The sequence below is a fragment of the Nitratireductor pacificus pht-3B genome, assembly GCF_000300335.1.
GTDB classification, from domain to species: domain Bacteria; phylum Pseudomonadota; class Alphaproteobacteria; order Rhizobiales; family Rhizobiaceae; genus Nitratireductor; species Nitratireductor pacificus.
In genome coordinates, this window is sequence record NZ_AMRM01000015.1 from 83453 (window position 1) to 109523 (window position 26071).

Consider the following 26071-nt stretch of genomic DNA (forward strand, 5'->3'; position numbering starts at 1 on the left):
GGCGCAGTATAGCCGCATCGCCCCGTGGGAATGCAACCCCGCGCCGGTTTCCGACGGGCTTAACCGAGGTTCAGCGTCGGAACGGCAGCGACAAGCGCCCTGCCCGTCGCGGATTGCGGGTTGGCGATGACATCGGGCGTGTTCCCCGTCTCCACGATGCGGCCCGCATCCATGACCGCCACGCGATGCGCGATGACCCGCACGACGGCGAGGTCGTGCGACACGAAGACAAAGGCGATGCCGTCACTCTTCTGGAGGTCGGCCAGTAGTTCGAGGATCCTGCCCCGAACCGAAACGTCCAGCGCCGAAACGGCCTCGTCGAGCACGATCAGCGCCGGCCGCGTCGCCAGCGCCCGCGCGATGGCGACGCGCTGGCGCTGCCCGCCCGACACCTCATGCACCGCGCGCTGGGCGAAACCGGAAGGCAGGCCCACGCGCTCCAGGAGTTCGGCGATCCGCCGGGGCCGCTCTCCCCGGTCCGCCATGCCGTGGATGCGCAGGGGATCGTCGAGCGCGCCGCCGATGGTGGCGCGTGGATTGAAGGCCGCAAGCGGGTCCTGAAACACCATCTGGATGGCGCCCCGGCGCCTGCGCAGCGCCTTGCCGCTGAGGCCGAGCCAGTCCTCACCATCGATCCGGATGGAGCCGCCATCAGGCTCGACCAGCCGCATCAGCGCCCGTGCCAGAGTGGACTTGCCGCTGCCCGAAGGGCCGACGAGGCCGAGCGTTTCCCCCCGTGCCAGCGAGAATGAGACATCGTCCAGCGCGATCACCGCGCGCTCACGACTGCGGAAGGTCTTGCGCAGCCCTTCGGCGACGACGAACGGCTCCCGCATCACGCCGGCTCCCCGATCAGCCGCGGCGAGGAGAAATCGATATGCGTCGCGATCAGGCTGCGCGTGTAATCCTGCACAGGCCGGCCCAGCACCTGCCGCGCCGGTCCTGCCTCGACCAGCATGGCGTCGCGGAACACGGCGATACTGTCCGCAAGCTTCGCGGCGAGCGCGATGTCGTGCGTGATGAAGATGAGGCTCATCCCGTCCTCGCGCACCAGCATGTCGAGCAGCGCGGTGATTTCCGCCTGGACGATCATGTCGAGAGCGCTGGTCGCCTCGTCGGCGATCAGCACCTTGGGGCTGGCGGCGATGGCGCAGGCGATCGCGATACGCTGCCGCTGCCCTCCGGAGAACTGGTGCGGATAGGCATCCAGCGCCGCCTCCGGCTGCGGTATGCGCACCCGCGCAAGCAGGTCGAGTGCCCGCTGCCGCGCCTCGGCACGCCCGAGCCGCAGATGACGCACGGCCCCCTCTGAAACCAGCTCGCCGATGGTGAGCACCGGGTTCAGGCTGGAGCCGGGATCCTGGAACACCATGCCGATGTCCCGCCCGGCGCGCGGCCCCTCTGCAAAGCCCGGCCAGTCGATTTGACCCGAAACCGCGGCTTCCGGCGGCAACAGTCCGGCCAGCGCCAGCGCCAGCGTGCTCTTGCCGGACCCGCTCTCGCCGATGATCGCCAGCCGCTCGCCCTTGGCGATCGCGAGATCGACCTCCCTGAGGGCGAACGCCCGACCCCCCTCCCGCGCGTAGGATACGGAAACGCCGCGAAGCGTGGCGAGCGGCTCGGTCATTGCCGCCTCCTGCGATGCGCCATGCCCTCGACCAGCCCCTCACCGAACAGATAGACCCCGAGCACCGTCAGCACGAGGCCGAAACCCGGCACGATCGACAGATAGGGCGCGGTGCGCAGCACGTTGCGCCCCTCGGCGATCATCGATCCCCAGGTGACGATGTTCGGGTCGCCGAGATTCAGGAAGGACAGCGCCGCCTCGATCAGCACCGCGCTCGCCACGATCACCGACACGAGCGCCAGCACCGGCGGCAGCGCGTTCGGCAGCACCTCCTTGAAGGCGATTTCAGCCGGATGCATGCCAATGACCCGCGCGGCGGCAACGTAATCGCGCTCGCGGATCGACAGGACCTCGGCCCGCGCCAGCCGAGCCGGACCGGTCCACGCCCCCAGCGCGATGGCGAAGACGATGACCGGTAGCGACGGTCCGGTTACGCTGACGAAGGCCAGCGCCAGCAGGAACCCCGGAACGATCTGGAAGGCGTCGACCACGCGCATCAGGGCCTCGTCGATCAGCCCGCCGGCAAACCCGGCCACCGTTCCCACCACCGCGCCGACGAGGATCGCCACGAGCGCGGCGAAGATGCCGACCAGCAGCGACGCCCGCGCGCCGTGCATCAGCCCGGCCAGCACGTCACGGCCGAGCCGGTCCGTACCGAGTGGCAGCGATGCATCGGTGAACGGTGCAGTGAGCGGCCGACCGACGATGGCCAGCGGATCGCGCGGGAAGAGAACCGGCGCCAGCAGCGCCATCGCGACGAGGCAGGAGAGCAGGATCAGCCCGGCGACGCCCTCGGGCGAGCGCAGGAAGCGCAGCACGAACCGCTTCATGACGAGGCCTCCCCTGCTCCCACCCGCGGGTCGAGCCAGGCATAGGCGAGATCGACCAGCAGGTTGACGACGATGACCAGCACGGCGCTGACGACGATGATGCCCATCAGCAGGGGCGCGTCGCGGGCCGCCACCGCCTCATAGGCCAGCCGGCCGAAGCCGGGGATGGCGAACACGCTCTCGATCACGACGCTGCCGCCGAGCATGGTGGCCGCCTGCAGGCCGAGCATGGTGACGAGCGGCAGCAGCGCGTTGCGCGCCACGTGGCGCAGCACGATCCGCCGCCGCGCCAGCCCCTTCGCCCGCGCCGCAAGCACGAAATCCTGCCGCCAGACCTCGGCCATCCCGGCCCGCATCATGCGCAGGAACAGCGCCAGATAGATCATGCCGAGGGCGGCGACCGGCAGCACCAGATGCCGCGCGATGTCGAGCGCCCGCGCCAGCCCGGTCTTGCCCGAGGCGATGGTCTCGATGCCGGCCGTCGGAAACCAGCGCAGTTGCACCGCGAAAACCAAGCTGAGCACAAGGCCGAGCCAGAAGCTCGGAATGGCGTACAGCGCCAGCGAACCGACCGACAGCGCCCGGTCTGCGGCCCCGCCCGGCTTCGCCCCGGCCACGATGCCGAGGAGCGTCCCGAGCGTGAACGCCAGCACGGTGGCGCTGCCCATCAGCCACAGCGTGTTGGGCAGCCGTTCGAGAATGATGTCGAGGATGGGCCTGTTGAAGGCGACGGAGACGCCGAGGTCGAGCCGCGCCAGCGCGCTGACATAGAGCCACAGCCGGGCGAGCGCCGACCGGTCGAGGCCGTAGCTCTCGCGCAGCGACTGCGCGAGACCGGCATCTCCGCCGCCGAGCGAGACGAGATAGGCATCGACCGCGTCGCCGGAGGCCATCTCGAGCAGCAGAAACGTCCCCACGACGACGATCAGCAGCACCGGAATGCTGCTGACCATGCGCCGCCTGACAAGGGTCCAGGCGCGTTTCATGCGGGGGTCTGCTTCATGCTGCCATGCTGCCTGCGATCAGGGCAGCAGCCCGGTATCCGCCCAGTTCGACACGGCCCAGCGGGGATTGTTGCCGACATTGGCGACCCGTGCGCTCGCGACGGTGGTAAAACCCCATTCGGCGACGTTGATCAGCGGCAGATCCCCGGCGACGATGCGCTGGAAGTCGTTGTACAGCGCCGTCCGCGCTTCGGTGTCGACCGTCTCGGCAGCCTCCGCGATGATCGCGTCCAGCTCGGCATTGGCATAGCCGCCCTGGTTGGAGAAGAACACGCCGTCGGCGATGCCCGACTGCACAAGGATCGTCGTCGAGATCGCCGGATCGCCGCGGAAGACCGGCGAGCCGACCGTGATGTCGAAATCATGATCGGCGTAGACTGCCTTCAGATGCGCCGGCGTGTCGTTGGCGACGATGGTCACGTCGATCCCGACATCGGCCAGCGCCTGGCGCAGATAATCGCCGAACTGGCGCGTTTCGCTGAAGAAAGGCGCCGGCAGGAGACGAAGCTGGAACCGGTTTCCATCCGCTCCGCGCGGATAGCCCGCCTCGTCGAGCAGGGCGTTGGCCTTGTCCACGTCGTAGGCGTATTCGGGCACATCCGGATTGTAGAACTCCGGCGCGTTCTGCGGCACGGGTCCGGTGGCCGGCGCGGCGAAGCCGAGGAACACCGTCGCGACGACGAAGTCCCTGTCGATCGCATGGGCGATCGCCTGCCGGACCTTGAGGTCGGCGAGGATCTTGTTGCGGTGGTTGATCTCGACGACGAGCTGGTAGGTCAGCGCCTCGTAGCCCTCCGTCACCACCTTCAGCCCCGGCACCTTGGAGATGCGCTCCAGATCGACCAGCGGCACCTGCGAGAAGGCGGCAAGCTGGATCTCGTCGGCTTCCAGCGCCGATGCCGCCGCTGCCCGGTCGGGCAGGATGCGGAAGATGATCTCGTCCAGCTTCGGCTGGCCCTCGCCCCAATAGGCGTCGTTGCGCGTCAGGCGGTAATATTCGCCCGGCCGGTGCTCGGCGAACTTGAACGGGCCGGTGCCGACCGGTGCGTTGTTGGCCGGGTTGCTGGCGATGTCCGTCCCCTCGTAGAGATGCTTCGGCAGCACGCTCGTCACCACCGGCAATGCGTTGCGGATCATCTGGATCGGCGTCGGCGTGGAGAAGCGGAACACGGCCGTCAGGTCGTCGGGCGTATCGACCCCCTCCAGATTGGCGAAGACGATGCGCCCGAGATTCTGCAGCGGCTTCCAGACCTCCATCGCCGAGAACGCGACATCGGCCGATGTGAACGGCTTGCCGTCATGCCAGGTAACGCCCTCGCGCAGCTTGAAGGTGACCGACAGCCCGTCCTCCGCCCCTTCCCAGCTCGTCGCCAGGCGCGGCGCCAGCGCGCCCTCGCCGTCGAGCGCGGCCTCCGCCAGCGGCTCGATCACCTTCGAGGAGATGAAGAACACGGCATTCGAGGCGACGATGGCCGGGTTCAGATTGCGCGGTTCGGAATCCGCCGCGACCACCAGCCGGCCGCCCTGCGGCGCCTCCTGGGCATGAACCGCTCCCGGAAGGGCCGAGAGCAATGCGATGGATGCCGCTCCCTGCAACAATCCGCGGCGTGAAATCTGAAAACTGGACATGAGACCCCCCGATTGCTTGCGGCGCGGCCTGCGCCGACGATCGCGATGGAAGCGGCCCGAGGGCCTGCTGCTGATCGCCGTTTCGATACGGGATTTGAACGCCTTCCGGCGTGCTTTGACAATAGGCCAGAACCCTGTCGGCGGACGCCAGCGGGGAGAAATTTTCCCCGCGGCGCGCCTCGCGCGGAAAACGACGCCGGCGGCGAGCCGGCATCGAGGACGTCCTTCAACGCTGAGAAACGAGGCGGGCGGGTGATTCCACGCGATCGAAAAATGCTGTAGGCCTCACCGCACGGAACGCCTGCGAGGACACGTCATGAACGACAAGCCCAATTCCATCGAAGCCCGCGACATCGCCTACCACCTGCATCCCTACACCAATGCGAAGAAGCATCTGGAGGCCGGACCGCTGGTGATCGATCGGGGTGAGGGCATCTATGTCTTCGACAACAACGGCAAGCGCTACATCGAGGCCATGGCGGGCCTGTGGAGCGTCGGCGTCGGCTTCAACGAGGAACGGCTGGTCAACGCCGCGACCGAGCAGATGAAGCGGCTGCCCTACTACCATACCTTCACCCACAAGTCGCACGGGCCGGTGATCGAACTCGCCGAGAAGCTCGTCGGCATGGCGCCGGTGCCCATGAGCAAGGCGTTCTTCACGAACTCCGGCTCGGAAGCCATCGACACCGCGCTGAAGCTGATCTGGTACCGCGCCAACGCGCTGGGCCAGCCCGAGCGCAAGAAGATCATCGTCCGCAACCGCGCCTATCACGGCGTGACGATCGCCGCCGCCTGCCTGACCAGCCTGCCCGCCAACCATCGCTCGTTCGACCTGATCGTCCCGGACGTGCTGCGCATGACCTGCCCGCACCACTGGCGCGAGGCGCTGCCCGGCGAAAGCGAGGAGGATTTCGCGACCCGCCTGGCGAAGGAGCTGGAGGACACGATCCTCGCCGAAGGTCCCGAGACGATCGCCGCCTTCTTCGGCGAACCCGTCCAGGGCGCCGGCGGCGTCGTCGTGCCGCCCGCCACCTACTGGCAGAAGGTGCAGGCCGTCCTCCGGAAGTACGACATCCTGCTGGTGGCCGACGAAGTGATCTGCGGCTTCGGCCGCACCGGCACCATGTTCGGCTCGACCACCTACGGCATCGAACCGGACATCATGGTGATGTCGAAGCAATTGTCCTCGTCCTACCTGCCTGCCTCCGCCCTGATGATGAACGACCGGGTGTTCGGACCGATCATGGAGGAAAGCGACCGGATCGGCACGCTCGGCCATGGCTATACGGCGAGCGGCCATCCGGTCGCCGCCGCGGTCGCCCTGGAAAATCTGAAGATCATCGAGGAGCGCGACCTCGTCGGCAATGCCGCCGCCATGGGCCGGCGCCTGCGCGACGGGCTGGACGCCCTGACGGATCATCCCCTGGTCGGCGAGGTGCGCGGCGTCGGACTGATCGCCGCCGTCGAGCTCGTCACCGACAGAGAGGCCCGCACAGCGCTGGAGACACCCGGCGCGCTGGGAGCGCTGGTGAATGCGCATCTGCAGGAGGCCGGTCTCATCAGCCGCGCGATGACCGACGCAATCGCCTTCTGCCCGCCGCTGATCATCACGGAAGGCGAGATCGACGAACTTCTGTCGCTGTTCAGGATAGGGCTGGACAAGACGCTGGCGGCTCTGCCGAAAGGCTCCGTACGGGCCTGACGGCACGGCGCGGAGGCTTCGAAGCCGGCCGGCAATCATCGCTTCCGGTACGTTGTTCACCGGAAGCGCTATCCTTTGCCGGGAGCCGGCACGGCCGTTTCGACACCGGCATTCCGCAGGGTAAGGGGCACCAACGCCCTGCGGGCAAAAACACTTCTTAAACAACTTTGAGTCACACATCACCTCGGCCGCATCTGACGGGGGCCAGTCGCAAACCGGTATTGGCGTGTTGCTGTGAGTGAGATTCGCCCATTGGCACGGGAGGACGTGCCGGTCATCGCTTCGATGTTCCAGCGCATCCTGCGCCGGGACCGGCGCGCTGCGTCCCCTGACCTGATCGCCTATCTCTCGAAGCTCTTCCTCGACCCGCCCAACCGCGATCCCGATATCGCTTCGCTGGTCCACCTGCGGGCCGACGGAAGCGTTTCCGGCTTCATGGGCGTGCTGCCCATGCGGATGGCCTTCGAGGGACGACCGTTGCGCGCCGCCATCGGCGGCAGCTTCATGGTCGAGGACCACGAGGACGATCCCTATGCCGGCGCCCGCCTCCTGCGCGCCTTTCAGAACGGTCCGCAGGATCTCTCGCTGACCGAAACGGCCAATGACGTCTCGACCACCATGTGGCGCAAGCTGCGCGGCACGATCCTGCCCGACTACAGCCTGGAGTGGCTGCGCGTCATCAGGCCCACCGCCTTCGTCTCCGAGATGGCGGCAGGCGTCTTCGGCCCTCTTCGGCTGATCTCGCCGCTCGCCCGTCCGATCGACGCGCTGCTGGGACGCATCGCACCCGGAGCCGGCTGGGCGCATCTTCCCGCAGCGGCGCTGGGCGGCAAGGCCCTGCCGAGCAGCGACGCCGACGCGGAAACGGCCGCCGCCCTGTTTCGCCGCTTCGTCGAACTCCACGCACTGCACCCCGACTGGCCCGAGGCGGATCTGCAGCGCATGGTCGCCGAATCCGGCCGGAAGGCGAATTACGGCGGCATGGTCCGTCGCCAGGTGCTGGCGCGCAACGGCACGCCGGTCGGCCTGTTCCTCTACTACGGCGACCGCGCCCGGATCGGCCGGGTCATCCAGGTTCTTGCCCTGCCCGGCCAGGAAGGCGCGGTGATCGACAGCATGCTGGCCGATGCCTGCGAGCGCGGGCTGGTCGCCCTGCGCGGCCGCAGCCAGCCGGCCTTGCTCGACGCCATGCTCGGGCGCCGCTTCGCCTTCGTCCACGCCTCTTCGAGCATCGTCCACGCCCGGGACCAGAGCCTGATCGCGCCGTTCCGCGCCGGGCAGGCCTTCTTCAACGGCTTCGCCGGCGAATCCTGGTCGCGCCTGCTCGGAGACCGTTTTGACTAGCCGCGCCGACAGCCTTTGCATCCAGCCCGGCGAGCGCCGCTGATGTGCGGGATCGCGGGATATGTTGGCGCGGGCCTGACACCTGACGACGCGGCATCGCGGCTGAAGGCGATGGCCGACGCCATTGCCCATCGCGGCCCCGACGATGCCGGGATCCACGTCGGAAACGGCTTTGGGCTGGCGCATCGCCGCCTCGCGGTCGTCGGCCTAGACGACGGACAGCAGCCCATGGCGAATGCCGACGGGACGCTGCACATTACCTACAACGGCGAGATCTTCAATCACATCGAGCTGCGCCGCGATCTGGAAAGCCGCGGCTGCCGCTTCCGCACGGGCAGCGACACCGAGGTGATCCTCCACCTCTACGAGCGGATGGGAGCCGGATGCGTCACCATGCTGAACGGCGACTTCGCCTTTGCCATCTGGGACGAACCCCGCCGCCGTCTGGTGCTGGCGCGCGACCGCATGGGCGTGCGGCCGCTCTATCACACATGGCACGGCGGACGCTTCCACTTCGCCTCCGAGGTGAAGGCGCTGCTGACCGTTCCCGGCATCGAGGCGCGCATGGATCCGATCGCGCTCGACCAGATCTTCACCCTGTGGGCGCCGATCCCGCCGCGCACGGTCTTCGACGGGATAGCGGAACTGCCTCCGGCGCATGTGATGACCGTCGAGGACGGCGCGGCGCGGCAACACGCCTACTGGGCGCTCGATTTTTCCGATGACGCCGCGGGACGCAGCGAAGCCGAGCATGCGGAAGAAGCGCGCGCGCTTCTCGAGGATGCAACGCGCATCCGCCTGCGCGCCGATGTCGAGGTCGGCTCCTACCTTTCGGGCGGCCTCGATTCGTCCATCGTCTCGGCCATGGCCGCGCGCATGGCGCCGGCCGGCCTCAGAACCTTCGCCATCGGCTTTTCCGACGACGCGTTCGACGAGGGCGCGTTCCAGCAGATCATGACAGAAGCGCTCGGCACGCGGCATCACCGGATCACCAGCGGCCCCGGCGACATCGCCACGGTCTTCGCGGATGTGGTGCGGCACGCGGAACAACCCGTCCTGCGCACGGGGCCGGCGCCGCTCTACCGCCTCTCGCGGCTCGTCAGGGACGTGGGCATCAAGGCCGTGCTTTCCGGCGAAGGCGCCGACGAGATTTTTGCCGGCTACGACATCTTCAAGGAAGCGCGCATCCGCCGCTTCTGCGCCCGCCAGCCGGGGTCCCGCCTCCGGCCGCATCTGTTCCGGCGCATCTATCCCTATCTGTCGACGCTGCAGCGCCAGACCCCCGAGTATCTCGGCGCATTCTTCGGCGTCGGCGCCGACCGGTCGGACGACCCGCTGTTCTCGCACCGCCCGCGCTTTCGTGCGACGGCAGGGGCCAAGCTGTTCTACTCGGCCGCGCTGCGCGAGCGGCTGGACGGCTACGACGCGGCGGACGAGATGGCCGCGCTCCTGCCGGACGCGTTCGGGAGCTGGCATCCCTTGCACCAGGCCCAGTATCTGGAAACCCGGTTCCTGCTGCCCGGCTACATCCTGTCGAGCCAGGGCGACCGGATGGCGATGGCACACGGCATCGAGACGCGCTTTCCCTTCCTCGACCACCGCCTTGTCGAACGCGCCGCCCGCATTCCCGCCGACATGAAGCTGCGGGGCCTGCGCGAAAAACATCTGCTGCGCCGCGCAACCGCCGACCTTCTGCCCGCTCGCATCGGCTCGCGGCCGAAACAGCCCTACCGCGCGCCCGAAAGCAGCGCCTTCCTGGGCGAGGCGGCGGACGGGTTGCTGGCGGCGCTCACCCCGGCGGCGATCACGGAGACGGGGTTGTTCAACCCGCAGACCACCGGCCGGCTGATGGAAAAGAACCGCAAGGGCGCGTTGACCGGCTTCCGCGACAACGCCGCCTTCGTCGGCATCCTTTCAACGCAGCTCTGGCACCGCCAGTTCGCGGCCGCCGCGCAGCATGACACCGCCTTGCGTGCAGGCTAGCACCAAGACCACAAGGAAACCCAGCATGTCCGCTTCCGTGAAATCCGAGATCCATGCCTTCATCGTCGAGAACTTCCTGTTCGGCGATGCGAGCCAGTTGCCGGCGGAGGAAATCTCGCTGATCGAAACGGACCTGGTGGATTCGACCGGCATTCTGGAAATGGTGCTGTTCCTAGAAGAGCGCTTCGCCATCTCGGTCGCCGATGCCGAGATCGTGCCGGACAATTTCGACACCGTCGCGAGACTCGTCGCGTTCGTCGAGCGCAAGCGCGCCGCGGCGGAAGCCTGACCACGGCCATGCGCGTCGAAACCCTCTTGCGCGAGCAGGCGGCAAGAATGCCGCAGGCCACGGCGCTCGTCGCCGGCGGGATGCGGCTCCGCTACGGCGATCTCGATGCGCTTTCCGAGCGCTTCGCCGCAAGCCTTGCAGAACAGGGCGTGGCGCGCGGCGACCGGGTCATGCTGTTCATGGATAATTGCTGGGAAATGGCTGTCGCGGTCTTCGCCGTTCTGAAGGCGGGCGCCGTGGTCTGTCCGCTCAATCCCGGCGTGAAGGCTCCCGGTCTGGCGCATGTGCTCGGCGACTGCCGGCCCGGCGCCATCGTGCTGGACGCCCGCCATCATACGCTGCTGCAGGAGGCGGACCCCGGCGGAACCCTTGCCGGAACCCGCATCATCGCCAGGGCGGGCGAGAGCCTGCCCGAAGGAGCAGTCGCCCTCGAGGAATGCCTGGAGGAATCCCACCGCCTCGACAGGGAAGCGGGCGACGAAAACGATCTCGCCCTGATCATCTACACCTCTGGTTCGACCGGCCGCGCCAAGGGCGTGATGATGGCGCATCGCAATGTCGATGCCGCGTCGCGGCTCATCCGCGACTATCTGGAAAACACGCCGGACGACGTCGTTCTGAGCGTGCTTCCCCTTTCCTTCACCTACGGCCTCTACCAGCTCCTCGTCGCGGTGCGTGCGGGTGCATGCCTCGTCCTGGAGAAGAGCTTCGCCTTTCCACAGACCGTTCTGGAGACGGCACGCGCGGAAGGCGTGACCGGCTTTCCGCTCGTTCCCACCATCGCCGCCATGCTCGTCTCGATGAAGGACAGCCCGGCCGGCTTCCTGCCGGACCTGCGCTACATCACCAATGCCGCCGCCGCCCTGCCCCCGGCCCATCTGGCATCGCTGCGGGCGCTTTTCCCAAAGGCCGAGTTCTACGCGATGTACGGGCTGACCGAATGCGCCCGCGCCACCTTCCTGCCGCCGGGCGAAATCGACCGGCATCCGGGATCGGTCGGCAAGGCGCTGCCGGAAACGGAAGCCTTCGTCATCGGCGAGGACGGCGTCCCCGCGGCCGCGGGCGTCACCGGCGAGCTGGTCGTCCGGGGGCCGCATGTGATGCGCGGATACTGGAACGACCCGGCCGCAACCGATGCCGTTCTGCGCGCCCTGCCCGACGGCAGGGGCATCGCGCTGCACACCGGAGACCTGTTTAGCACCGATGCCGAAGGCTATCTGCATTTCGTCGGGCGCAGGGACGACATCATCAAGGTGCGCGGCGAGAAGGTTCCACCCAGGCAGGTGGAGGACGTGCTTCAATCCTGTCCCGGCGTCCGCGAGGCGCTGGTCTTCGGCGAACCGGAGCCGGTGCTGGGCCACATCGTTCACGCGCTCATCATACGCGACGACGACGCGCTCACCGAACGAGCCGTCATGCAGTTCTGCGCCCGCCGCCTGCCCGACGCGATGATGCCGAAAAAGGTGACCTTCAGATCCGAACTGCCAAGAACGGCGAGCGGCAAGATCAGCCGCCGCCTTGCCGCCATGGAGGCAACGCAAGCTTTATGACCATCAACGACCAATCATTCTCGGCCGCCACGCTGGAGATCGACCCGGCGGCCGAAACGGAGCGCATCGTCGCAGCCCTGCGCACGCAGTTGCGCGCGGCCGTGCGCAAGCGCGGCCTCGTGCTCGGCCTGTCGGGCGGGATCGATTCCAGCGTCTGCGCCGCGCTTGCCGCGCGCGCCGTCGGCCCCGAGCGCGTCTTCTGCCTGTTCATGCCGGAGCACGATTCCGATCCGGAGAGCCTGCGGCTCGGCCGTCTTGTCGCGGAAACCTTCGGCCTCGTCGGCGTCGTCGAGGACATCGGCCCGGCGCTGGCCGCCATGGGCTGCTACGCGCGGCGCGACACGTTCATCCGCCAGGTGGTTCCGGAATATGGCGAGGGCTGGAGCTCGAAGATCGTCATCGCCGGAGCGCTCGAAACCGGCGGATACAACATCTCCTCGCTGGTTGTGCGCGCGCCCGACGGCACGACCGGAAAGCATCGCCTGACGCCGGAGGTCTATCTCGGCATCGTCGCCGCCACCAACATGAAGCAGCGCACCCGCAAGCAGTTCGAATATTATCATGCCGACCGGCTCAACCACGCCGTGCTCGGCACGCCGAACCGGCTCGAGCACGACCAGGGTTTCTTCGTCAAGAACGGCGACGGCGCGGCGGATGTGAAACCGATCGCCCATCTCTACAAGTCGCAGGTCTACCAGTTGGCCGAGTATCTCTGCGTGCCGGAGGAAATCCGCCGCCGTCCGCCGACCACCGACACCTATTCACTCGCCCAGACCCAGGAGGAGTTCTACTTCGCCCTTCCCTACCGCGAGATGGATCTGTGCCTCTACGGTCTCGACCATCGCGTCGAAGCGGCAGGCGTGGCCGGGGCAACCGGCTTGAGCGAAGAGCAGGTGCAACTGGTCTGGCGCGACATCGCGGCCAAGCGCAAGGTCGCCCACTACCTGCACCTGCCGCCGCAGGTGGTCGCCTGAACGCGGAATGCCGGGCGGGACAGCCCGGCAATTCAGGTCAGTGAACGGTCTGGACGCGGAAGTCGTTCGGGTCGCGGCGCTCGGCGGACCTGTTCGCCTCGTCCGACCCGGCCAGACCGGCCGCCACCACCGACACGCGGAACGTGCCCTCGAGACTGTTGTCGAAGATCGCACCAACGATGATCTCGGCATCGTCGCCGACCTCCTCGCGGATGCGCGTGGCGGCTTCGTCCACTTCGAACAGCGTCATGTCGCGACCGCCCGAGATCGACACGAGCACGCCCCTTGCGCCGGCCATGTTGGCTTCGTCGAGCAGCGGGTTGGCGATGGCCGCCTCAGCCGCCTTCATCGCGCGCGCGTCGCCCGAGGCCTCGCCTGTCCCCATCATCGCGCGGCCCATATCGCGCATGACGGAGCGCACATCGGCGAAGTCGAGATTGATCAGGCCTTCCTTGACGATCAGGTCCGTGATGCAGCCGACGCCCGAGTAGAGCACCTTGTCGGCAAGGCCGAAGGCCTCGGCGAACGTCGTCTTCGCGTCGGCGATGCGGAACAGGTTCTGGTTGGGGATCACGATCACCGTGTCGGCGCTCTCGCGCAGCAATTCGATGCCGCGCTCGGCGATGGCCATGCGGCGGTTGCCCTCGAAGGTGAACGGCTTGGTGACGACGGCCACCGTCAGGATGCCGGCATTGCGGGCCGCGGCGGCGATCACGGGGGCCGCGCCGGTCCCCGTTCCGCCGCCCATGCCCGCCGTCACGAAGCACATATGCGTGCCCGACAGGTGATCCATGATCTCGGCAATGGTTTCCTCGGCCGCCGCCTGACCGATCTCGGGAAGCGAACCCGCGCCCAGCCCTTCGGTCGAATTGGCACCGAGCTGGATCAGCCGTTCGGCCTTCGACATGGTCAGCGCCTGAGCGTCCGTGTTGGCGACGATGAAATCGACGCCGTCCAGCTTCTGCGCGATCATGTTGTTGACGGCGTTGCCGCCGCCGCCGCCGACACCGATGATGGTGATTTTCGGCCGCATCTCCGAGATCTCGGGCTTCTTGTTGTCCGTCATTGGGCGAGGTCCTTCTAGGGGAGCCGCGGCGCCGGCGACTGCGAATCGCCGGGCGGGCTCGACCGCCTGAAGGAATCAGAGAGCGCCGCCGGGATCAAGGGCGGGACACGTCTATAGGACCGCTGGGACACGCCGCCGCAGCAAAACCGGATGACGTTTTGTAACGAACGGCAATCTGGGAGACGGATCAGCCCCGCAGGACCGTCATGCGCATCGATTCGCGTTCCGAGAACGTGGCGAACCAGCCGGCGAGCGTTTCCCGCCCGGCCCGCCAGTCCTTTTCGGGAAAGCGGAGATCGAGGTAGCTGAGCGCGCAGGCCGCAGCGATGGCGCCGGCGTTGACCGGCCCCGCGAGCAAGGCCATCCACTGCTCCGCCAGCGCATCGAGGCCGCTGTCGATCTTCTCCATCTGCCCGGCATGCCACGCATCCCAGTACAGCTCCCGCGGACGCACCGCCGTTTCGTAGCGCGCCAGGACCGCCGCATCGAGGATCGCATCCGCCAGGGCTTCGAGCGTCATGACCGCGAAACGCTCCCCGCCCTCCGCCGGCATCAGGCGCGGCGTGTCCGTCAGTGCGTCGAGATAGGAGCAGATCACGCGGCTGTCGTAGAGCACCCGGCCATCGTCGAGCAGGAGTGTCGGCACCTTGCCGGAAGGATTGCTGGCGACGATGGTCTTGTCGCGGTTGATCGGATTTGCCGCGCAACCGAGCCGCTCGATCCGCTCGGCCACCCCTTTTTCGTGGGCGCTGACGAGCACCTTGCGGACATAGGGAGAAGTAGGCGAGTAGAACAGTTTCATGAATGGCTCCATCGGCCGGAAACACGCGCCGTCCATGGGATCGGGACGACCGCACCGCGACCGTCCTACACGAGCCGAGGGTTCCAGGCCAGCGCCCGCGCCGGCGGCGGATCAGGCCCTCCTGCGGCTCGCCAGAAGCGAGGAGCCTGGAAACCGCAGCAGCATGCCGAACAGGTCGCGCGGCTCGTCGGGATCGGCGAGCAGGTCGAGATTCACATAATGATCGGTGCCGGCAAGCCTGTCCCGCACATAGCGCAGCGCGGAAAAATCCTCCGTCGCGAAGCCGACCGAATCGAACAGGGTGATCTGGCCCGCCTCGCGCCGGCCCGCCGCCTGCCCGGTGATGACCCGCCACAACTCCTCGACGGGATGGTCCGGCTCGAGCTGCTGGATCTCGCCCTCGATGCGCGTCTGCGGCGGGTATTCGACGAAGATGTCGGAGCGGGTGAGGATGTCGCGGTGCAGTTCCGTCTTGCCCGGGCAGTCGCCGCCCACCGCGTTGATGTGGATGCCCGCGCCGACCATGTTGTCGGTCAGGATCGTCGCATACTGCTTGTCGGCCGTTGCCGTCGTGACGATCTCCGCGCCCTCCATAGCATCCTCGGCGGTGCCGCAAACCGTCATATCGAAGCCCAGCCCGGCAAGATTGCGCAGGCACTTCTCGCTCGCCGCATGGTCGATGTCGTAGAGCCGCAGCCGGTCGATGCCCAGCAGCGCCTTGAACGCCATGGCCTGAAACTCCGCCTGCGCCCCGTTGCCGATCAGCGCCATCGTCCGTGCGCCCTTCGGCGCCAGGTACTTGCCGGCCAGCGCCGATGTCGCGGCCGTGCGCAGCGCGGTCAGGATCGTCATTTCGGAGATCAGCAGCGGATAGCCGTTGCCGACATCCGCATAGACGCCGAAGGCGGTGACCGTCTGCCGACCCTCTCGGGTGTTCTTCGGGTGGCCGTTCACATATTTGAAGCCGTAGTGCTTCCCGTCGCTGGTGGGCATCAGCTCGATCACGCCCTCGCGGCTGTGCGAGGCGACGCGCGGCGTCTTGTCGAAGGCTTCCCAGCGGCGAAAATCCTCCTCGATATAGCCGGTCAGTTCCGTGAGAAACCGCTCGACGCCAATCTCCAGGACCAGTTCCATCATGTGATGGACGCTGACGAAGGGAACGAGGTTGAGCTGGCCGTGGGCGAAGGGGTCGGTCATGACGGTCAATGGCTCCTTGTCGGGCGATCCATGATGCGGCGTCCCATCAGGCTTGCCGTGAGATCGACGAGCAGGGTCGCCGTGCGCCCGCGCTCGTCGAGAAAGGGATTGAGCTCCACCAGGTCGAGACTGCTGACAAGGCCGCTGTCATGCAGCATCTCCATCGCCAGATGGGCCTCGCGGAACGTCGCCCCGCCCGGCACCGTCGTGCCGACCGCCGGAGCGATGGACGGATCGAGGAAATCGACGTCGAGGCTGACATGCAGCAGCCCGTTCTGCGCTGTCACCCGCTCGAGGAAGGCGCGCAGCAGCGGCGCCAGCCCGTGCTCGTCGACGGCGCGCATGTCGTGCACGGTCACGCCGGCCGCCTGGAGGGCGGCGCGTTCGGCGGGATCGACGCTGCGCAGGCCGAGGGTGCAGATGCGCTCCGGCGCGACCGGCGCCTGCAGGGCGGGGAAGTAGCCCGAAAAGCCCGCCTGCCCGCTGGCATAGGCAAGGGGAACGCCGTGCAGATTGCCGCTCTGCGTCGTGTCGAGCGTGTGGAAATCAGGATGCGCGTCGAGCCACAGCACGAACAGCGGCCGGCCGGTCTCGGCAGCACGCCGGGCGACGCCGGAAACCGTGCCGGCCGAGATGCTGTGATCGCCGCCGAGAAAGATCGGCATACCGTCGGCGCTCGCCGCATAGGCTGCCTCAGCGATCGCCGCCGTCCACGCGACGATTTCCGGCAGCGCCTTCAGGGCGGTGTTTCCGTGGACGATCGGGCCGGCGCTGGCCGGCACGACGGTGCCAAGATCGCTCACCCGGTGACCAAGGTCGCCGAGCGCCGCGGCCAGCCCCGCGGTCCTGAGGGCGCTCGGCCCCATCTCGCACCCCATCCGGCCCGCCCCGTCCTGAACGGGCGCGCCCAGTATCTTGCAGTGCATCGCCGTCTCCCGCGCCTGAAACCCTGAACATTCGAACGCGATTCACCGGCAGTTTGAACAATGCAATTTGCCAAATACGACAGAGAGATCTATCGTTTTGAAAGATCAGATGCCCGATATGACACAATGGACCAGCTCGACGAACGCCTGATAACGCTGCTGCGACACGACGCACGCCGCGGCATCTCCGACCTGGCGCTGGACCTCGGCGTGTCGCGCGCCACCGTGCGCACCCGCATCGCCCGTCTGGAAAAGGCTGGAGCGATCCTCGGCTATACGGTGGTCCTGCGCGCCGACGCCGTCGGCTCGCCGGTGCGCGGCGTCATGATGGTCGAGATCGAGGGACGCATGGCGGACCGCGTCATCCATGCGCTGAGCGGCTTTCCGGAAGTCTCGACCATCCACACCACCAACGGCCGCTGGGACATCATCGTGGAACTGGGCGCCGCGACGCTGACCGACCTCGACACGGTGCTGCGCCGCATCCGCCTCATTCCCGGCATCATGGCGAGCGAAACGAACCTGCTTCTGGCGACGCCGCACAGCACCAGGGCGCGGCTGTAGGGTCGCCGGACGGTCTATTCCCCGAGCGTTCCGATCATCCGCAGGACATCGTCTTCGGCGCGCCGCCCACCGAACTCTTCGACGATGCCGAACGCGCCGCCATAACCCCAGATGGACCAGGCGAAACCGCGCGTTTCCGCCTGCCCGATCATGTCGCGCATATAGGCGGCCCGCCATTCGCCGGGCATGACGACCGGGTTCTCGTATTCCTGCCGTATCATCCCGAACTCGCTCAGGATGATGTCACCGGGATCGACCGCATGCGTGTCGGCCCAGTCGGCGACGACCCGGAACGGCGCGGCCATCTGCTCCTCGAGTTCGGCCTCCGTATCGATCAGGGCGATCTGTTCGTCCAGATAGGCGAGCATGCCCGCGCGGCGCAGCAGAGGCGCCTCGCTGCGGATACGCTCGCGCGCCTTCTCCAGTGCATCTGTCAGCTCCGCCTTGTGGGCATGGGGAGGATAGGGAATGCCGGTCACGTAGCGGATGAAATCACCCGCCCAGAGCGCGCCCTGCGACGTGAGCAGGAAGGGCTGGTAGGTATGGAAACCCCACAGGATGTTGTCGTCGGGAATGGTCTTCGGATCGAGCGCGGCAAGCCCCTCCGCCGATCCCCAGCATGCACCGGACAGGACCAGCGTGATGCGGGACGCGGAAGCACGCGCCGCGGCGAAGAGGCGGCCGAGCTGGTCGTCCCAGGCCGCACCCTCGGCGCCTTCGCAGCCGGTGACGGGTTCGTTCATGAGTTCGAAGGCGACCTGTGCCGGATCTTCCCCGGAAAGCGTCCGTCCCATCTCCCGCACCAGGTCCAGATAGCGTTCGAACAGCGCCTCGTCGCGCAGGATCTCCTCGACGCCGGCGAAGCGATCCGCCCCGCGCGGAATCGGGTGCAGGTCGACGATCACCTTGAGCCCCGCCGCATTGATGGCCCGCACCCCCTCCAGCACCGAGCCGAACAGGCGATCGCGGAAGGAGCGGGCGTTGGGGGAAAGGAAAGGGATCGGGTCCACCGGCATGCGCACGAAATCGAACCCGGTCCCCTTCAGGAGCGCCAGGTCTTCGGTCTCGATCTTGCGCCGCCATTCGGGATAAGGGAGCAGAACGCCCTCGCGCGACCAGTCGGCCTCGTTCGGCCAGGTGTCCCAGAGGTCGAGATTGACGCCGCGGCCCGGCGCGAAGGTTGCCGCCTCGGAGGGGCTGGCCGGGCAACCGAGAAGCGCAGCGATCGCAAGCAGACCCGCGACCGGACTGCCGCTCAATCGTTTGGTCTTGCTTGCCATGCCGAGGCCCCCTGTCCTATCTCCTGCATCGCCAGGATACAGGCGGCCGATTAACGAATTTTAGCGGTTTTGAAGATACGGTGCACGCGCCGGTTGCGGGCGGCATATGGTGTTATTCAGGGGGCAGACGATGACTGTTGTTGACCGATGGCGGCCGGAAACGGCAGCCGGGGGATTTACGCGCGACGATGAGGACATCGCCTTCTACACGCGCATCAACGCCCTCGTGCACCCCGACATGGTGCTGGCCGATCTGGGCGCAGGACGCGGCTCGCGCTTCGACGACGGAAGCTCGCCGTTCCGCAGGAATTTCTGCAATTTCCAGGGCAGGGTGAAGCGGGTCATCGGCCTGGATGTCGATCCGGTCGTGATGCAGCATCCCCATCTCGACGAGGCGCATGTCATCGAGCCCGGCGGCGCCCTGCCGCTGGCGGATGCCAGCGTCGACATCGTCGTCTGCGAATGGGTCATCGAGCATGTCGAACACCCGAAGGTCTTCGCGCGGGAGATCGAGCGCGTCCTCAAGCCCGGCGGCTGGTTCTGCGCATTGACGCCCAACACCTACGGCTATGTCGGGATCGGCAACAACATGGTGCCCGACATCGTCAAGGACGGCCTGATGCGGCTGGTGTGGCCAGAGCGCCCGGCGCAGGACGCCTTCCCGACATTCTACCGGATGAACACTGCCGGCAGCATCCGGCGCGCCTTCGGCAAGGAACGCTGGTCGCACCATGGATATATCTCGAACGGCACGCCGAAATATCACGGCGGCACGACGCTCGGCTTTGCCGTGGTCTCGTTCCTGCAATGGCTGATGCCTCCGGCCCTGCGCACCAATCTGATGGTGTTTTCGCAGAAGCGCGCGGCGGCGATGGAGATCGATCCCTAGACCTGAGGCAGGCGGGGCCTGGAGCGCAGCATCAACGCCGCGTATGCGCCGGCACGATGAAGCGCGCCGTCAGGCGAAGGCCGAGCGCCGCCATGACGAAGAACATCCACACCGGATCGGCCCTGCGGAAAAAGAAGCTTTCCAGGAACGCGTTGAACAGGGCGAACGTCACGATCATCATGAAGAAGTCGGCGAGGAACACGTTCTCGCGATGCAGTGGCGCGCGCATGTAGTCGCGCAGCGGCACGATGATGAACGCGATGATGCCGACGGCCAGCCCGGGCAAACCCATGGCGATCGCCAGGTCCATGTAGCTGTTGTGGCTGTGCACCGTGCCGCGCACGTCCCAGGCCCGGTCGAACGGGTGATCTGAGGTGAACACCGTCTCCGTCAGCCAGAAATTCTCGAAGCCGTAGCCTGTCCACGGCCGCTGGGCGAGCATCGAGCCGGCAAAATCCCACAGCGCGGTGCGCCCCGTATAGGTGAGGTCCGGCGCCAGCGACGCCGCCAGCTGCTTCACGGGTTCGATGAAGACGATGCCGAGCGTCGCGACGCCCATGCCGCAGACCGCGGCAGCGACGAAGAGCGGAACGAGAAAGCGCAGTCCGAAGATCCCAGGCAGCGCGATCAGCAGGCCGGCGAGCGGCACGGTCCCCGCCGTGGTCTTGGACCCGGTGTTGAGAACGAAGATCATGGCGAGCACGAACAGCAGGCCGCCGGCCCGCCGCCAGCCGCGCCGCCAGAGATAGATCCCGGCAAAGGAAAGGCTCGCCATCACGGGACCGGCGATGTTTTTGTGCGTGAACACCCCGCGCCACAGCCCCGAATGCTGGTACTCGACGTCCCCCGCCTGGTGGATCGCCGCTTCCGGCACGATCACCAGTCCCAGATAGGAGAGGCCGATGATCGTGAAGCCGGCCAGGACCAGCACCCGGCAGAACGCGTCCGCCGAGCGCGGCAGGGTCAGAACGGCCGCCACCGACACGATGCCGATCACGCTGAAGGCCGCGCTGCGCATCGTCGCGGTCGGGTCGGGCGTGTTGAGGATCGACAGGAACAGAAAGGCGAGAAGCAGCAGCCACCACGGGCTGAGAAGGGCCGACAGCACGCGCCGGTCGACCAGCGTCAACAGCGAGACCAGCGACAGCGCCCCAAGCCCGCCGAAGCCGAGCTGGTTGACGATGTCGCCGCCGCTGCCGGTCAGCTCCGCGCCGCTCGGCTGGAAGGGCCGGAAGGAGATGATCAGCGTGCTGAGGATCACCGTGGCGATCACCGTCGGAAGATGCTCGGCGGCAAGGAGCCGTTTGACGAACGGATAGTCCGCCCCGCGCTGAGTTGCCACGCCGCTCATCCGCATCGGGCCGGCTTTCCGAAATGCCACAGGCCGCAGGCAAATTCGCTCCGCATGGCCGCCCCTGCTGGAAGCAGCGCATGCGGGAGCATTGAAACCCGCTCTTCTGTGCAGTTCTCGGTCAAGGGCGCGGCCATCGCATGAGTGCGTTGCCCCTATAAGGGACCGCGCCGATTAAGGCCGCGTTAAACACGTTTCCCCGGACACGCGGAGCATCGGACCCGAAAGTGGAAGCCGTTTCCGGCGCATCCACCGCCGGAGGCCGCCCGCTCCATGCAACCGCCTCGACCATGGATTGCCGTGCAGCCCTCCGTCGCGATGTGCTAGGGAGTGGTGGCCACGGAGCAGCCTGTCGCTGATCCCGGCGCAGATCGAGGAATGATGGAGCCCAGCATGCCCCTGCCCCCGCTTCCGGACATGATCGACCAGGCCCATGGCCGCAAGCCGGCCGACCTGGTGCTGAAGGGCGGGCGCGTCCTCGATCTGGTCACGGGCGACCTGCTCGACGGCGATGTCGCGATCTGCGGCGGCATGATCGTCGGGACCTGCGCGTCCTATGAGGGTCGGGAAACGATCGACGTTTCGGGCAAGGTGCTGGTTCCGGGCTTCATCGACACGCATCTGCACATCGAAAGCTCTCTGGTCACGCCATTCGAGTTCGACCGCTGCGTGGGGCCGCACGGCGTGACGACGGCGATCTGCGACCCGCACGAGATCGCCAATGTGGCCGGCATCGAGGGGATCCGCTATTTTCTCGATGCGAGCGCCCACACGCTGATGGACATAAAGGTCCAGCTTTCCTCCTGCGTCCCCTCGACCGAGATGGAGACCGCCGGCGCGCGGCTTGAGGCGGAGGATCTCGTCCCCTATCGCGATCATCCCGCGGTGATCGGGCTGGCCGAGTTCATGAATTATCCCGGCGTGATCCACAAGGATCCGGGAGCGATGGCCAAGCTCGAAGCCTTTCGCGGCAGGCACATCGACGGGCATGCGCCGCTGGTGAGCGGCCTCGACCTCAACGCCTACCTGTCAGCCGGCATCCGCACGGAGCACGAGGCGACGAGCGCCGGCGAGGCGCTGGAGAAACTGCGCAAGGGCATGCGCATCCTCATTCGGGAAGGGTCCGTCTCGAAGGACCTGCATGCCCTTCACCCCCTGATCACCGAGCGAAACTCGCCCTACATCGCCTTCTGCACCGACGACCGCAACCCGCTCGACATCGCCGAGCATGGTCATCTCGACCACATGATCCGCACCGCGATCGCGCTGGGCGCGGAACCGCTCGCAGTCTACCGCGCGGCCAGCCTTTCGGCGGCGGAGGCGTTCGGCCTGAAGGATCGCGGCCTGATCGCGCCCGGCAGGCGCGCCGACATCGTCGTGCTCGACGATCTCGCAGAATGCCGCGCCGAACTGGTGATCTGCAGCGGGGTTCGCCTGACGCCCGAAGCGTTTGCAGCACGCCGGACCGTTCCGCCGGTGGCGCGCGGGTCGGTCAGGCCGCCGGAAATCTCGGCGCGCTCCTTCCGCACCGCAGGCAACAGGCCCGAAACGCCGGTCATCGGCATCCTGCCGGGCAAGATCATCACCGAGCATCTGGTGGAAAGGATCGAGCCCGTCGACGGCGACAAGCAGCCGGACATTGCGCGCGACCTGGTCAAGATCGCGGTGATCGAGCGTCATGGAAAGAACGGCAACATCGCCACGGGCTTCGTGCGCGGCTTCAACCTGAAGGCGGGCGCCATCGCCTCGACGGTCTGCCACGACCATCACAACATCGCCGTTGTCGGCGTCGACTACGAGGATATGGCGCTGGCGGCCAACCGGCTGAAGGAGCTTGAGGGCGGCTTCGTCGTGACCCGCGCCGGCGGGGTCGTCGCGGAACTCGCGCTTCCCATCGCCGGGCTGATGAGCCTAGCGCCTTTCGAGCAGGTCAAATCCGAGCTTATCCTCCTACGCGATGCCGCCCGGGGGCTTGGCGTGACACTGGAAGAACCCTTCCTGCAACTCGCCTTCCTGGCCCTTCCGGTCATCCCGCATCTGAAGGTCACCGATCATGGCATGGTCGACGTGGACCAATTCATGATCGTGCCCTGAGGTCCTGCCGCACAACAAAGCGCTTTACGTCATCCACACCGGTTCCGCTGCTTCCAGCGGCAGGATCGGCCGCCTGATACGGCGATAGGGGATGCGGGCCGGGTCCGGCGGATAGGGTCCGCCGCAATTGACATAGATGATCTCGGAGGCGATCGGCGCGAAGGCCGTGTGAAAATGGCTGGCCGATTTGACCACGACGATTTTCTTCTCTGAAAGCCTGATTCCAAGGCTCTCGAAGACTTCCGGATGGAAAGTCTGCGCCCGCTTGCTCGCCAGCACGACGTCGAGCCTGCCAATCCGGACCGCGGCAGCCGCCCCCAGGGAAACACGGCTGTCCTGGAAAGGCACCACATGGTCGGGCGTGACGGCCATAACCTCGACACCCGCATCGACCGGGGCGCCCGAACTGGGCGCTGCCTTCCCGCCGAAGCGCAGCGACAGCCGCGCACCGGAGCCGGCGGCCAGGCAGAACGTCACGGCGACGGGATCCCATATGGCGCCCACGGCGGCGGCGATCTCCGGACGCTCCAGCAGGGCGCGAAGCAGGAACGTGCTGTCGCCGGCCACGCCGCCGCCCGGATTGTCCCAGCGATCCGCCAGCACCACCGGGCCGCCTTTGGTTGCCAGCGCCAGATCGATCGCTTCTTCCGGACCCGGCATGTAGGGCATGCGGTTGGCTCCGAACGCCCGTATCCGCGTACAGAGTTCGGCCGCCAGCGCACGCCCCTTCTCGCGGGCATCGTCGGTGATCACCACGACCTTGGTCCCGACATCGGCGACGTCGGCCGCCGGAAATCCATGAACGATGGAGATGCTCAGAACGCCGTTCTTCCCCTCCATCGAAAGGATGTCATCCACGAGTTCGCGGCCGGGGCTGCGGCTGGTCAGGAAATTGGCGATGGAACGGCAATCGAGGACCGTGACATGCGGCCTGACATCACCGCGCGCTGCGCTAAGGGCGAGCGCCACCAGGTCTTCCGCCCGCTCGAGGAAATCGCTGTGCGGCACTTCCTTGAACGTCACCAGCACTGTGCTGGCATCGGTCATCGCCTGGGTGAGGTGGCAATGCGGATCGAGCTCGATGCCGATGACCGCATCGGGTCCGACAATCGCCCGCGCCCGCGCCAGAAGATCGCCTTCGCAATCGTCATAGCCTTCTGCGACCATCGCCCCATGAAGGCCGAAAAGCGCGACATTGACCGGCATGGCGTCGCGCAGCTGATAGAGGATCTCGTCGCGCAGCCCCTCATAGGCAGACCGGGCCACCAGGCCCGCCGGCTCCGCCCAGCTTGCCGTCCCCTCGATCAGGGTGAAGCCATGCAGCCGCGCCTGCCGACGCGCGGCGACGAAGGCCGCCGAGCACAGCGTCGGGGTTTCGGGATGACTGCCCGGAGGCGCATAGAAAGCGTCTTCAAAGGCGCTGCGGTCGATGCGAATGGGGGAAAACGTGTTCGTCTCGGTCGCGAGCGAGGCGACGAACACTCGGAGATTCCGCATGTGGCTACTCACTGGAAGGCTGGGAGGAAATGCGCAAATCGGCAAGGCTGTTCTTCGCCGCTCGCAGGCGCTCGAGCAGCTGCGGCCCGCCGCGCAGGGCAATCGCCGTCGCGATGATGTCGATCAGCACGGCATGCGCCACGCGCGACGACATCGGCGCATAGATCTCCGTGTTTTCACGCGCATCGATGGCAAGCACGATGTCGGAGGCCGCCGACAGCGCGGTGCTCGGCCGCGTGATGCTGACGACGGTCGCGCCGCATTCGCGCGCCTTCAGCGCCATCGCCTCCGTATCGCGCACCATGCCTGTGTGGGAGAAGCACAGCGCGACGTCACCCGGCCGCAGGGTCGCGGCCGCCAGGCGCTGCAGATGCGTGTCGTCATAGGTGACGACGGGAATGCCGAAGCGCATCAGCTTGTGTTGGGCCTCCATCGCCAGGATGCGCGCGGCGCCGGTTCCGTAGCAATCGATGCGCTGCGCTTTCGCCAGAACCTCGATGGCCTTGTCGAGAACCGTCTGGTCGATCGAGCGGCGAAGCGTTGTCAACGCATAGATGCTTGAATCGAGCAGCTTGTCGATGATCTGCCCCAGGGGATCGTCCGAAGCCACTTCGCTGTGCACATAGGGCGTGCCGGAGACGATGCTCTGTCCCGTCCGGAGCTTGAGTTCCGGATAGCTCGCCAGTCCCATGGTGCGCACGAAACGAAGGACGGTCGGCTGGCTGACGCCGACCGCCTCGGCCAGCGTTCCGATCGACATGTGGATCACCTTGTCCGGCACCTCGAGAACGAAATCTGCGACCCGTTTTTCAGAAGGCGACAGCTCCTCCTTGCGGGCGGCAAGAAGATCCAGGAAGCGTTCGCCATCGAGCTCGGCCTGCCTCTGTTCCATCTCATCTGTGGTCGTCATGCCCAGCCTCTCCGTCAGTCGAATGCAAACACGCCTTCCACCTCTATGCATGCCCCGAGGGGCAAGGTCGCGACGCCGATGGTCGTGCGGCTGTGCTTGCCGGATTCGCCCATTATCTCAACAATCATATCGGAAGCGCCATTCATAGCCGCCCCCGGCGTCAGAAGATCGGGCTCCGCATTGACGAAACCGCCGAGCCTGACACACTGGCGAAGACGGTCGAGCGATCCCAGGGCGAGGCGGGCATGGGCGAGAACCTGCAGCAGGCAGAGCTGGGCGGCGGCATATCCCTCCGATTCCGTAATTTTACTCCCAATCTTCCCCTTGTGCCCTTCAGCGATCGCCCCGTCGGGACCGACACACAGCTGGCCAGATACGAAAAGCAGGCTCCCCTCGATCTTATAGGATCGGTAATTTCCTTTAGATTCAGAGACAAGAGGCAAAGAAAGGCCCATTTCGGCAAGGCGTTTCTCGATACTGTGAGCTGCGGTCAATTCTGGGGCACTCCTGGATTTCATCGTGATGCAAATGTCTTGGAACCATGTTTCCAGCTGCCATCAGAA

The 26071-nt window shown here is 66.8% G+C and carries 23 protein-coding genes; 9 read left to right on the forward strand and 14 right to left on the reverse strand.

Features of this window, described 5'->3' with window-relative positions; all coding sequences use genetic code 11:
• Positions 1-59: 59 nt before the first annotated feature.
• Genes NA2_RS14035 through NA2_RS14055 form a run of 5 tightly spaced genes read right to left on the reverse strand, consistent with a single transcriptional unit; the run spans position 60 to position 5090 of the window.
• Entirely contained in the window at positions 60-836 is a 777-nt protein-coding gene (locus NA2_RS14035) for an ATP-binding cassette domain-containing protein (RefSeq protein WP_008597635.1), read from the reverse strand.
• Positions 836-1627 (reverse strand): ATP-binding cassette domain-containing protein, encoded by a 792-nt coding sequence (locus NA2_RS14040; RefSeq protein WP_008597636.1) that lies wholly within the window; start codon positions 1625-1627, stop codon positions 836-838. The genes NA2_RS14035 and NA2_RS14040 overlap by 1 nt, the downstream gene beginning before the upstream one ends.
• Entirely contained in the window at positions 1624-2457 is an 834-nt protein-coding gene (locus NA2_RS14045) for an ABC transporter permease (RefSeq protein ID WP_008597637.1), read from the reverse strand. The genes NA2_RS14040 and NA2_RS14045 overlap by 4 nt, the downstream gene beginning before the upstream one ends.
• Positions 2454-3443: an ABC transporter permease gene (locus NA2_RS14050; RefSeq protein WP_008597639.1), complete on the reverse strand. Its 990-nt coding sequence runs from the start codon at positions 3441-3443 to the stop codon at positions 2454-2456. The genes NA2_RS14045 and NA2_RS14050 overlap by 4 nt, the downstream gene beginning before the upstream one ends.
• A gap of 36 nt (positions 3444-3479) precedes the next feature.
• Positions 3480-5090, reverse strand: coding sequence for an ABC transporter substrate-binding protein (locus NA2_RS14055; protein WP_040677932.1), 1611 nt, complete (start codon positions 5088-5090; stop codon positions 3480-3482).
• Positions 5091-5406: 316 nt separating this feature from the next.
• Here NA2_RS14055 and NA2_RS14060 point away from each other — a divergent pair, with 316 nt between their 5' ends.
• The 6 genes from NA2_RS14060 to nadE all read left to right on the forward strand — a co-directional run bounded on the left by NA2_RS14060 (position 5407) and on the right by nadE (position 12932).
• Complete coding sequence (locus NA2_RS14060; RefSeq protein ID WP_008597642.1) at positions 5407-6792, forward strand: aspartate aminotransferase family protein; 1386 nt, start codon at positions 5407-5409, stop codon at positions 6790-6792.
• A gap of 234 nt (positions 6793-7026) precedes the next feature.
• Positions 7027-8136 (forward strand): hypothetical protein, encoded by a 1110-nt coding sequence (locus NA2_RS14065; protein ID WP_040677935.1) that lies wholly within the window; start codon positions 7027-7029, stop codon positions 8134-8136.
• 42 nt (positions 8137-8178) lie between these two features.
• Positions 8179-10119 carry an asparagine synthase (glutamine-hydrolyzing) gene (asnB, locus tag NA2_RS14070; protein ID WP_008597645.1) on the forward strand — a complete coding sequence of 647 codons (1941 nt, stop codon included), beginning with the start codon at positions 8179-8181 and terminating at the stop codon, positions 10117-10119.
• Positions 10120-10144: 25 nt separating this feature from the next.
• On the forward strand, positions 10145-10408 hold the full coding sequence (locus NA2_RS14075) for an acyl carrier protein (protein WP_008597646.1): 264 nt from the start codon (positions 10145-10147) through the stop codon (positions 10406-10408).
• Positions 10409-10416: 8 nt separating this feature from the next.
• Positions 10417-11958: a class I adenylate-forming enzyme family protein gene (locus NA2_RS14080; RefSeq protein ID WP_008597648.1), complete on the forward strand. Its 1542-nt coding sequence runs from the start codon at positions 10417-10419 to the stop codon at positions 11956-11958.
• A complete protein-coding gene (gene nadE / locus NA2_RS14085; RefSeq protein WP_008597650.1) occupies positions 11955-12932 on the forward strand; it encodes an NAD(+) synthase in 978 nt (325 codons plus the stop codon). Before NA2_RS14080 ends, nadE begins: the two co-directional genes overlap by 4 nt.
• Positions 12933-12969: 37 nt before the next feature.
• Here nadE and ftsZ read toward each other — a convergent pair whose 3' ends face one another.
• The 4 genes from ftsZ to rocF all read right to left on the reverse strand — a co-directional run bounded on the left by ftsZ (position 12970) and on the right by rocF (position 16923).
• A complete protein-coding gene (ftsZ, locus tag NA2_RS14090) occupies positions 12970-13998 on the reverse strand; it encodes a cell division protein FtsZ (RefSeq protein WP_008597652.1) in 1029 nt (342 codons plus the stop codon).
• Between the two features lie 187 nt (positions 13999-14185).
• Positions 14186-14800 carry a glutathione S-transferase N-terminal domain-containing protein gene (locus NA2_RS14095; RefSeq protein WP_008597653.1) on the reverse strand — a complete coding sequence of 205 codons (615 nt, stop codon included), beginning with the start codon at positions 14798-14800 and terminating at the stop codon, positions 14186-14188.
• Positions 14801-14911: 111 nt separating this feature from the next.
• Positions 14912-15997: an ornithine cyclodeaminase gene (locus NA2_RS14100; RefSeq protein ID WP_008597654.1), complete on the reverse strand. Its 1086-nt coding sequence runs from the start codon at positions 15995-15997 to the stop codon at positions 14912-14914.
• 5 nt (positions 15998-16002) lie between these two features.
• Positions 16003-16923: an arginase gene (rocF, locus tag NA2_RS14105; RefSeq protein WP_008597655.1), complete on the reverse strand. Its 921-nt coding sequence runs from the start codon at positions 16921-16923 to the stop codon at positions 16003-16005.
• Between the two features lie 126 nt (positions 16924-17049).
• On the opposite strand from rocF, the gene NA2_RS14110 reads away from it, so the two are divergent.
• Positions 17050-17487 carry an Lrp/AsnC family transcriptional regulator gene (locus tag NA2_RS14110; protein WP_008597656.1) on the forward strand — a complete coding sequence of 146 codons (438 nt, stop codon included), beginning with the start codon at positions 17050-17052 and terminating at the stop codon, positions 17485-17487.
• A 14-nt stretch (positions 17488-17501) separates the two neighbouring features.
• Here NA2_RS14110 and NA2_RS14115 read toward each other — a convergent pair whose 3' ends face one another.
• Positions 17502-18767: a glycoside hydrolase family 5 protein gene (locus tag NA2_RS14115; RefSeq protein ID WP_008597658.1), complete on the reverse strand. Its 1266-nt coding sequence runs from the start codon at positions 18765-18767 to the stop codon at positions 17502-17504.
• A gap of 130 nt (positions 18768-18897) precedes the next feature.
• On the opposite strand from NA2_RS14115, the gene NA2_RS14120 reads away from it, so the two are divergent.
• Positions 18898-19656, forward strand: a complete 759-nt coding sequence (locus NA2_RS14120; RefSeq protein ID WP_008597659.1) for a class I SAM-dependent methyltransferase — start codon at positions 18898-18900, stop codon at positions 19654-19656.
• A 31-nt stretch (positions 19657-19687) separates the two neighbouring features.
• Here NA2_RS14120 and NA2_RS14125 read toward each other — a convergent pair whose 3' ends face one another.
• Complete coding sequence (locus NA2_RS14125) at positions 19688-21007, reverse strand: O-antigen ligase family protein (RefSeq protein ID WP_051011648.1); 1320 nt, start codon at positions 21005-21007, stop codon at positions 19688-19690.
• 393 nt (positions 21008-21400) lie between these two features.
• Here NA2_RS14125 and ade point away from each other — a divergent pair, with 393 nt between their 5' ends.
• Positions 21401-23101 carry an adenine deaminase gene (gene ade / locus NA2_RS14130; protein ID WP_081582691.1) on the forward strand — a complete coding sequence of 567 codons (1701 nt, stop codon included), beginning with the start codon at positions 21401-21403 and terminating at the stop codon, positions 23099-23101.
• A 24-nt stretch (positions 23102-23125) separates the two neighbouring features.
• Here ade and NA2_RS14135 read toward each other — a convergent pair whose 3' ends face one another.
• Genes NA2_RS14135 through NA2_RS14145 form a run of 3 tightly spaced genes read right to left on the reverse strand, consistent with a single transcriptional unit; the run spans position 23126 to position 26002 of the window.
• Positions 23126-24598 carry a M81 family metallopeptidase gene (locus NA2_RS14135; RefSeq protein ID WP_040677939.1) on the reverse strand — a complete coding sequence of 491 codons (1473 nt, stop codon included), beginning with the start codon at positions 24596-24598 and terminating at the stop codon, positions 23126-23128.
• A gap of 4 nt (positions 24599-24602) precedes the next feature.
• On the reverse strand, positions 24603-25508 hold the full coding sequence (locus NA2_RS14140; protein WP_008597663.1) for a MurR/RpiR family transcriptional regulator: 906 nt from the start codon (positions 25506-25508) through the stop codon (positions 24603-24605).
• A gap of 14 nt (positions 25509-25522) precedes the next feature.
• A complete protein-coding gene (locus NA2_RS14145) occupies positions 25523-26002 on the reverse strand; it encodes a RidA family protein (RefSeq protein WP_008597664.1) in 480 nt (159 codons plus the stop codon).
• Between the last annotated feature and the right edge of the window lie 69 nt (positions 26003-26071).

Bases quoted from the DNA above. Each gene is read 5' to 3' on its own strand.
- NA2_RS14035 (WP_008597635.1), bottom strand. From the start codon at position 836: ATGCGGGAGCCGTTCGTCGTCGCCGAAGGGCTGCGCAAGACCTTCCGC.
- NA2_RS14040 (WP_008597636.1), bottom strand. From the start codon at position 1,627: ATGACCGAGCCGCTCGCCACGCTTCGCGGCGTTTCCGTATCCTACGCG.
- NA2_RS14045 (WP_008597637.1), bottom strand. From the start codon at position 2,457: ATGAAGCGGTTCGTGCTGCGCTTCCTGCGCTCGCCCGAGGGCGTCGCC.
- NA2_RS14050 (WP_008597639.1), bottom strand. From the start codon at position 3,443: ATGAAACGCGCCTGGACCCTTGTCAGGCGGCGCATGGTCAGCAGCATT.
- NA2_RS14055 (WP_040677932.1), bottom strand. From the start codon at position 5,090: ATGTCCAGTTTTCAGATTTCACGCCGCGGATTGTTGCAGGGAGCGGCA.
- NA2_RS14060 (WP_008597642.1), top strand. From the start codon at position 5,407: ATGAACGACAAGCCCAATTCCATCGAAGCCCGCGACATCGCCTACCAC.
- asnB (WP_008597645.1), top strand. From the start codon at position 8,179: ATGTGCGGGATCGCGGGATATGTTGGCGCGGGCCTGACACCTGACGAC.
- NA2_RS14075 (WP_008597646.1), top strand. From the start codon at position 10,145: ATGTCCGCTTCCGTGAAATCCGAGATCCATGCCTTCATCGTCGAGAAC.
- NA2_RS14080 (WP_008597648.1), top strand. From the start codon at position 10,417: ATGCGCGTCGAAACCCTCTTGCGCGAGCAGGCGGCAAGAATGCCGCAG.
- nadE (WP_008597650.1), top strand. From the start codon at position 11,955: ATGACCATCAACGACCAATCATTCTCGGCCGCCACGCTGGAGATCGAC.
- ftsZ (WP_008597652.1), bottom strand. From the start codon at position 13,998: ATGACGGACAACAAGAAGCCCGAGATCTCGGAGATGCGGCCGAAAATC.
- NA2_RS14095 (WP_008597653.1), bottom strand. From the start codon at position 14,800: ATGAAACTGTTCTACTCGCCTACTTCTCCCTATGTCCGCAAGGTGCTC.
- NA2_RS14100 (WP_008597654.1), bottom strand. From the start codon at position 15,997: ATGACCGACCCCTTCGCCCACGGCCAGCTCAACCTCGTTCCCTTCGTC.
- rocF (WP_008597655.1), bottom strand. From the start codon at position 16,923: ATGCACTGCAAGATACTGGGCGCGCCCGTTCAGGACGGGGCGGGCCGG.
- NA2_RS14110 (WP_008597656.1), top strand. From the start codon at position 17,050: ATGGACCAGCTCGACGAACGCCTGATAACGCTGCTGCGACACGACGCA.
- NA2_RS14115 (WP_008597658.1), bottom strand. From the start codon at position 18,767: ATGGCAAGCAAGACCAAACGATTGAGCGGCAGTCCGGTCGCGGGTCTG.
- NA2_RS14120 (WP_008597659.1), top strand. From the start codon at position 18,898: ATGACTGTTGTTGACCGATGGCGGCCGGAAACGGCAGCCGGGGGATTT.
- NA2_RS14125 (WP_051011648.1), bottom strand. From the start codon at position 21,007: ATGAGCGGCGTGGCAACTCAGCGCGGGGCGGACTATCCGTTCGTCAAA.
- ade (WP_081582691.1), top strand. From the start codon at position 21,401: ATGCCCCTGCCCCCGCTTCCGGACATGATCGACCAGGCCCATGGCCGC.
- NA2_RS14135 (WP_040677939.1), bottom strand. From the start codon at position 24,598: ATGCGGAATCTCCGAGTGTTCGTCGCCTCGCTCGCGACCGAGACGAAC.
- NA2_RS14140 (WP_008597663.1), bottom strand. From the start codon at position 25,508: ATGACGACCACAGATGAGATGGAACAGAGGCAGGCCGAGCTCGATGGC.